Source organism: Desulfobacter vibrioformis DSM 8776 (assembly GCF_000745975.1).
Lineage (GTDB): Bacteria > Desulfobacterota > Desulfobacteria > Desulfobacterales > Desulfobacteraceae > Desulfobacter > Desulfobacter vibrioformis.
Genome location: NZ_JQKJ01000013.1, coordinates 122,151 through 129,607 on the forward strand (window position 1 = coordinate 122,151; position 7,457 = coordinate 129,607).

At 50.0% G+C, this 7,457-nt stretch carries 5 protein-coding genes; 2 read left to right on the top strand and 3 right to left on the bottom strand.

Going from position 1 to position 7,457, the window contains the following annotated elements; genetic code table 11:
* Window positions 1-110 precede the first annotated feature (110 nt).
* Complete coding sequence (locus Q366_RS10065; protein ID WP_035238629.1) at window positions 111-4,298, bottom strand: hypothetical protein; 4,188 nt, start codon at window positions 4,296-4,298, stop codon at window positions 111-113.
* A 522-nt stretch (window positions 4,299-4,820) separates the two neighbouring features.
* Between Q366_RS10065 and trpB the strand changes: the two genes are divergently transcribed.
* Window positions 4,821-6,056, top strand: a complete 1,236-nt coding sequence (gene trpB / locus Q366_RS10070; protein WP_035238630.1) for a tryptophan synthase subunit beta — start codon at window positions 4,821-4,823, stop codon at window positions 6,054-6,056.
* A gap of 171 nt (window positions 6,057-6,227) precedes the next feature.
* On the opposite strand, the gene Q366_RS10075 is transcribed toward trpB, so the two are convergent.
* The gene (locus Q366_RS10075) at window positions 6,228-6,584 is read right to left on the bottom strand and encodes a hypothetical protein (RefSeq protein WP_035238631.1); all 357 of its coding nucleotides are present in this window, start codon (window positions 6,582-6,584) and stop codon (window positions 6,228-6,230) included.
* A 220-nt stretch (window positions 6,585-6,804) separates the two neighbouring features.
* Between Q366_RS10075 and Q366_RS10080 the strand changes: the two genes are divergently transcribed.
* Window positions 6,805-7,092, top strand: coding sequence for a hypothetical protein (locus Q366_RS10080; protein ID WP_035238632.1), 288 nt, complete (start codon window positions 6,805-6,807; stop codon window positions 7,090-7,092).
* A gap of 111 nt (window positions 7,093-7,203) precedes the next feature.
* Here Q366_RS10080 and Q366_RS10085 read toward each other — a convergent pair.
* Window positions 7,204-7,457 (bottom strand): transposase (locus Q366_RS10085; RefSeq protein ID WP_211251882.1); only part of this gene is annotated, 254 nt, incomplete at its 5' end.

Below are 7,457 nucleotides of genomic sequence, written 5' to 3' on the forward strand. Positions count from 1 at the left end.
TCTGGATATGCTGTATCTGGTGGTGATCAGGGAATGGCCGTGATTTCGCTGGTACACCATCAAGTTGCCTGGGTTATCTCTCTATCCCTATAGCCGATTAGGATACTAGCCTAATCCGGCGCATTGCTTTTATCGGCATCTGTTTCAGGATCAGGGGCAGCCTGCTCCCGGGTTTGGTCTGCCGGGGTCCAGTGCGCCTTTTGATGGGATTTGGGCTTGCGCAGTTGCACTTTGGACCACAGTATCGGGGTGCAAAATCTGGCCCATCCCCATTTCAGAACATTGATGAGCCAGAAGGAGACCCAAAGCGCCCAGGCCAGCATGGCAACCCGGTAGGCCCACATGGGGATGGACACCATCCAGGTCCGGGGCAGGGCAGGTCCTGACACATCATGGTACCAGCGCATCAGAAGGGCACTGGAACCGTTTCCCCGGATGTTCATATCCGGATGGCCTAAAAGTCCGTTGGAGATGCTGAAAACCAGACATACACCCGATGCCAGGGTCAATGCCACGATACCCAGCTGGATCAGGTTGAATTTCATGCCGGTGAACTGATCGGCTTTGGGCCTTAAATCCAGGGCAATGAGCCAGCCCGCCACAATGATGGCGGCTGCCGGATGATTCATGGTGATACCGATGAACAGCAGGAACCACTGCAACAGATTCAACGGTGTCCATCCGGTTTTGGACAGGATAAAGGCAATGATCAGGATCACGATCAGTTCGGACCAGAACAGCACGGCCGGGCCTATCGCCGGTTCCCCGCCCAGGAACAGGGTCCACCGGCTGCTGCCGGGTTTAATGTCCACACAGGTGTTGGCGCTGTCCATGCCTAAATCCACGGCTGGTGTTTTATAAAAGGGGGTAATCCCGCTGGACGACACCCATTGGAGTGCAATGTCCTGGTGCCCGGGAACAATGGGCAGGGTCACCTGGTTCTGATCCTGACGGATGGGGCTGATTTTGCCTTGAATTTTCACCTCCTGCAGCCTGGCGTCTTTGGGCAGGGTAATGGTGTGGCGTCCGCCCTGGCTGCTGTTGATGGTAAGATCCAGCCGGGCCGTGGTGGCTGCCCTGCCTGGTGAAAAGGTCAGCAGGCTTTTTTCAATGGTCATTGTCTGCCCCTCGATACCCTGGGGCCGTGTGATGGTCAGTACCAGGGTCTCCCCGGGCCAGGGGTGCCAGGTGGGATACCAGCGGGTGCCGGTTTTATGAAAGATCACAGGGGTGCCCTGGTATTCCATGTGGAAAACAGGGCTGATATCCACCTTCCATATTTCGGTCCAGTCCCGGGTATCCGCGTGTTTTAACTCTATTTTATCCGAGGGTGCCAGAAAGGATTCCCAGGTCAGTATTTTCTGTCCGGACCGGAAATTGACCTTTGCCGTATTCCCCTGTACCCGGATGCCTTCGGTGGTGATGGATTCGCCGGGAAGCAAGGGAATGTCAAGGACCATGCCTGACTTGGCTTCGCCTTCACGGATCACCCGGGTGTTTACTTTCCAGACAAGCCCGAGCAGCAGGGTGCGTTCAACCCTGGCAAAGGCGGGCAAGACACCTGTCTCAAGCACCTGCTGATTTTTATCATCTGCCCGGGCGTTTCGTTTAAACTGGAGCTGGGCATCAAAGCTGCCGTCGGGATGACTGCCTTGAACGGTCCAGCCGTCCATGGCAATATCCAGGTGCCGGGGTTTTAGAGGAAAGAAAAGCTGGAAACCGCTCTGCTGGCGTATGGCGCCGTCAAGGTCTATTTTGTGGCGGCCTTTGGGGACCATTACCCAGAATTGTCCCTCTTTTTTAAAGATACCGGCAGCAGTTCGGTCATCCACGGTTACCTGGGACGGCAGCCACTGGCTGTCATTTCCGGGAAGGGGAATTGCCGTGTCAATGGCTGCGTGAACCGACACGCTGACCTTCATCACATCTTCTTTCAGATCAATGGACGCCTGGGGCAGATTTGCGCAGTTATTAAAACATTTATCCGTTTCAAGCAGCCGCTTTTCCAGTTCTTCCAGCATGGCCTTTGGCGGGAATTGTGTTGCATGGGACAATGCCGGCGTAAGGCACAGAACAAGTGCAAAGAACGCAGGAAGTATCTGTCTGATGCCGGTTGCACCGGCCTTTTTAATGCCGCCTTTGCCAATGCCGAGCATGCCCGCACCTAAAAGCACCACCAGGGCGACCCGCAAAAAGGCCAGGGCCAGATTGATTTTTGGCCCGATCAGGAAAAAACCGATGGACTGGTCTTTACTCACAGGACCGGACCAGGAAAAGGGGATGGTTTTATAGGCTGGCCACAGGGGCAAACCCGGGCCTGTCTGGGTTCTGGCTTTGGGATCGTACTGCATAACTTGATCGGACCCGCCGGCTTTTGCCGGCGCACTGGTCGTGGACATGGTTTTGACCATGCTTCCCAGGCGCATCGACTCCTTTCGGGCCGGGGCCGGGGGGGCCGTTTCTGCTACGATCTGGTCTTGGATTTCGTTTGCCATTATTCTTACCTGGTCCCGGACCCCGGACCGGATCACGGTATTTGAGGTGTCGGTCCATGTTCTGGCCAGTTCCGGGTATATGCCGATGCGAAGGGTCTGGATGGCAAACGGGATCACAATGGCGGCAAAGCTGACCAGCGCCAGGCCCTGGCAAAGTTTGACAAAGGCACGCATCCTTCCCCCGGGCAGATGTTTGAGCAAGGTGAACCCCACCAGGAGTACCAGCCAGATGTACTTGGGTGCCTGGTCTTCATGGAAGATCAGCACCAGGGTGGCAAAGGCCAGAATCGCTAAAGGTTTTGAGTAGACCCGGGCCAGGGCAATGGTAAAAATCAGGACCACAAAAAAATCCAGCAGGGTCCATCTGCCCACCCAGGTGCCGGGGATGCGGTCCACGCCCCGGGCATTTATCAAGTTCCAGCCCGCAGGCAGGTTAAGCGTACCTTTTACGTCATTGAAATCATGGTCCCAGCCCGTTGCCGGAACCTTGGCAATCCCTTTTTCAAAGGTGGCATCAGCCAAAATATTAATCCTGCCGTTTCTCAGCTCAATGCCGGCCTTGTCGCTATCTTCTCTTTTGGTGATCAACTGCTCTTTACCATCCACAAGAACCTGGCCTAGCTGGATGGCCGGATCCAGTTCCAGGCGCCAGTTGGTGTTTTTTTTGCCCGTGATTTTATCCTGGAGAAAATAGCCTGCACCGTTAAAACGCAACCACAGGGTCCGGTCCAGGGAGAGCTGGTCCGGGGCCGGTTCGGGATCTCCCCGTTTGATTTGCTTAAAAACCAGTGTGGTGGCCGGTGCCATCAGGTACGACGGAAAGGATCGCCATTTTGCCGGCATGGCCGTTTGTTTGGGGTCAACGGGTTCTGCCCCTGAAATCTGCACCCGCCTCAGGTCGGTCCTGGCACTGAAGGACCAGATCTCCTTATCCGGCCAGAATGCCTGGTCCGGACGGATGAACCGGACGGTCTCCAAAGGCCCTGAATGGCGCAGATTAAGGTTAATGTTATAGCGTCCGGGCCGGACCTGGATGGTGATCCGGCCGTCGGATTCCAGACGGGCGGGCAGCGGGCTTTCAAAGGATACCGGGGTGAACGTATCGCTTGGGTATACCGGTCCCAGCACCATTTGCCGGGCCTGACCCGATACTTCCAGGGTAAGATCAATTGACATCCGGGCCGGAATATCATCTTCAATCAGCCGGAAACATTCAATTTTCAACCGGTCTTCCATCCGTTTTTCAGAGGTCCTGTGTTTCAGCCACAACCGGCCCTTGTCGTCCAGGTCCGGGAACTTTACGGGCTGATTATTAACTTTTAAGCTTACCAGGCCGGTTGATGCCGGGATGTTGAGGCTTTCGGGCATGGTCTGCCAGGCAAATTGTCCGCAGATTGTATGAGTGCCCGGGGAAAGCATGAGGCCCGGGGTATTCTCCTGGTCCAGAACCACGACAGGATTGCCGTTGGCCAGAACTTGTCCGGGCCAGTGGCGACCGGTTCCCGGCAGATCGACCCGGGTCTGGATATACACCTGCCAGGATTGTTCAAAGGTGCCCCCGCTGTCTGTCAGATTCAGACTTAACGCGCCTGGCCAGGCGCAAAGGACCTGTTCTGCATTGTTGTACATGGGGATGCATGACAACTGCGCTTCTTTTCCGTGCAGCACCCATTCTTTCCAGGGTGCAAGGGCATCAGGAACATAAACAGATGCCCGGGCATGGGCCTGCCCATATGCGGCCAGAAAAATTGCTGCAGCCATAAGCAATACACGAATAGCGCCGGTATTTCGCTGAAAGGTCATGACACTGTCCTTTTTGAAAAAGAATCTGACAAATTTTAGGTTAGAAAATACAGCCGGGCCGTATTCAATTCAATTGGCCCACAGTCTAATAGGAATGTGGATAAAAATCAATGATGCCTGTTTTCTATGGCACATCCCTTTCAGGCACTCGGGACAACGCTTTTTGGAAACCTTTAATGCCTCCCACGAATAGATATATCTCCCCATTCGCTCATTTTAAATCTGGCTACCGATTTAAGCCGGGACATTCTGTAGAATAAGGCTTTTAATGAAGGGCCTATCCTTGAGACTTAGGGTTTGATCCTCTTGATAAAAATTTTAGAACTTTGCTCAAATCAACTTGCAAATGACTAATCCGAATATTTACTATTATTTATTTTTTTCTTATATTTTTAATTACTTATCTCCGTTCAACCCCAGGTTACTCCCAGACGCTTGATAATCTTTTTATTCTTTGTTATACCGTGCTTGAAAAAAAGGAAATTTCTATCCTTCCTAACCCTCAGCAATAAAGGGCATACCATGACAAAAGATTACTCCCGTTATCCCAATCAGTACCCCGATTCAACTGGACACTTTGGCGACTATGGCGGATCCTATATCCCACCGGAACTACAGGTGGAGATGGGTAAAATTACCGACGCATATTTGCATATCTGTAAAACCCATAAATTTATAGAAGAACTTCGTTCTATCCGTAAGCACTACCAAGGACGCCCAACTCCGGTATTTCATGCAGACCGTCTTTCACAGCTCTGTGGTGGCGCTCAAATTTATCTCAAACGTGAAGATCTCAATCATACCGGTGCCCATAAGCTCAACCATTGTATGGGAGAGGCTCTCCTGGCCAACTATTTGGGCAAAAAGAAGCTTATCGCCGAAACAGGTGCAGGTCAGCATGGGGTTGCCCTGGCAACAGCTGCTGCCTATTTTGGGATAGAGTGTGAAATCCATATGGGTGAAGTAGATATAGTCAAAGAAGCACCCAATGTCATTCGGATGAAACTGCTTGGTGCCACTGTGGTTCCTGTCTCCTTTGGTCTTAAAACCCTGAAAGAAGCTGTTGACTCAGCTTTCCAGGCCTATTTAAAGGATCCCATCACCTCAATCTACTGTATTGGTTCGGTAGTAGGCCCTCACCCCTTCCCCATGATGGTCAGAGATTTTCAGGCTGTGGTGGGAATCGAATCCAGAGAACAGTTCCTTGATATGACCGGAGAACTACCGGATGTTGTTTGTGCCTGTGTCGGTGGTGGTTCTAACGCCATGGGTATTTTCTCAGGCTTTATCAAGGATCCGGTTAAGCTGGTTGGGGTTGAACCCGGTGGTCGCTCTCTTAACCTTGGTGACCATGCCGCCACAGCAGCCTTTGGCAAGCCTGGAATTATTCATGGCTTTAAATGTTACCTGCTCCAGGACGAGAAGGGCGAGCCAGCTCCAGTCTACTCCATTGCCAGCGGCCTTGATTACCCAGGGGTTGGGCCTGAGCATAGCCTGATGAAAGATGATGGTCGTATCAGCTATGAAATTGCCAATGATATCGAAGCCCTCGATGGGTTCTACACCCTCGCTCGGGTTGAAGGCATTATTCCAGCCTTGGAGAGTGCCCATGCAGTGGCTTATTCTATGAAGCTTGCCAAAGAAATGGGGCATGGTTCTATTCTGATCAATCTCAGTGGCCGAGGTGATAAGGATCTCGATTTTGTTACAGAAACCTATGGTTTCAACCTTGATGAGGCAAAAAAGAGTCTGCTCTAAGCTGTAAAGAGTCTGGCAATGTAATTTCACTATGCTGATTTCGGGTTAGGCATGGGGCATTATTAGAATTCGGGGGACACTTTACATCCCTCCCCCGAATAATAACATGATTTCAGTTTTTGTACTCTCTTTAAAAATCTATACGGCCACGGATGTGGGAATTGATTTTATTCATTTATTTTTGCATTGACAGTTTTTGCAGTTACCGGTGCATTTATGACAATCCTGCTTAAGACGCCTGTCTTCTATGGCGCATCCCTCAGGCGCAATCTGGTCAGCCACGGCACCGCCAAAACAAACGCTTTTTCTGCATCTTTTAGGAATATTAGAAGCTAAAATCGTTTTGCCAAAAGAATAAACCGTTGAAATATTTTTGGTTTCCACATAAATACAATTATCCTTATCGTAAATTCCATTTCCAATTTCCTGGATCAGGGCAAAAGCAGATGCCCCGTCAAAGGTTCCTTTCATATCGATATGAAGGTCTTTATCTTGTTTATAGGTTTCCATGGTAAAATTATGCTCCATTTTCCCCTCCTTTAATTATATTGACCAATATAGGTTAGGAGCGGCTAAATTATTATTTGAAACCTCTAATCATGTCAAGTGTTATCTTTAATGGTATTTTATTATTTTTTTTAGTTGTGACAAATTTGTTGTTATGTGCCGTGCTGCTGGTATTACAAAACCTTTCCAAGGACGAATTTTTACGGAAACATGACCGATATGAATTGAGTAAGGCCAGTTTATGACCGCTTGTATTCAGATGCGATCCGACTTTATCTATCCGGTTGCCGGGCAGTTGGGAGAATTTGTTTTTGAAATTCAGGCGGCAGAAGCCACTGCATTTTTACCGGAAATTGTACCGGTATCCCCCGGGGTTTACCTGAGTATAATGGCTGGTCCCGCCACTGCCTATCCCCGTATAGATTTCAAGGTGGGCAATGCCCCTGTTACCTTTTGCCTGATACTATCCGGCCGATTTCAATCCACGCTCCCGCATGGGGAGCGACTCAGATCGGCATGTCAACAATGACTGCCGTTGCCGCGTTTCAATCCACGCTCCCGCATGGGGAGCGACGTTATTTACGCATAAGAGGAATATAGTATTCCAGAAAACTAATTTGACTTCATAACCATCTTAATTTTAAGCAACTTTTAAATCGTTATAAAATCGAAAAAGTTTGAGAATGTCTTTTTTCCGACCGGAATACCGCAAAAGAGCCTGTTCAACTTTTTGTTTGAGATCATCAAAAGTCGGAAAATAATGTAAATGGATTTCATCCGTTTTGATATTTTTCCACAGCTTTTCTATAGGATTGAAGTCCGGTGAATAGCTTGGCAGCTTATAAACAGTCAAGCGGTATTTAAATTGTTCAAAAAAAACTTTCAAAGCTTTCG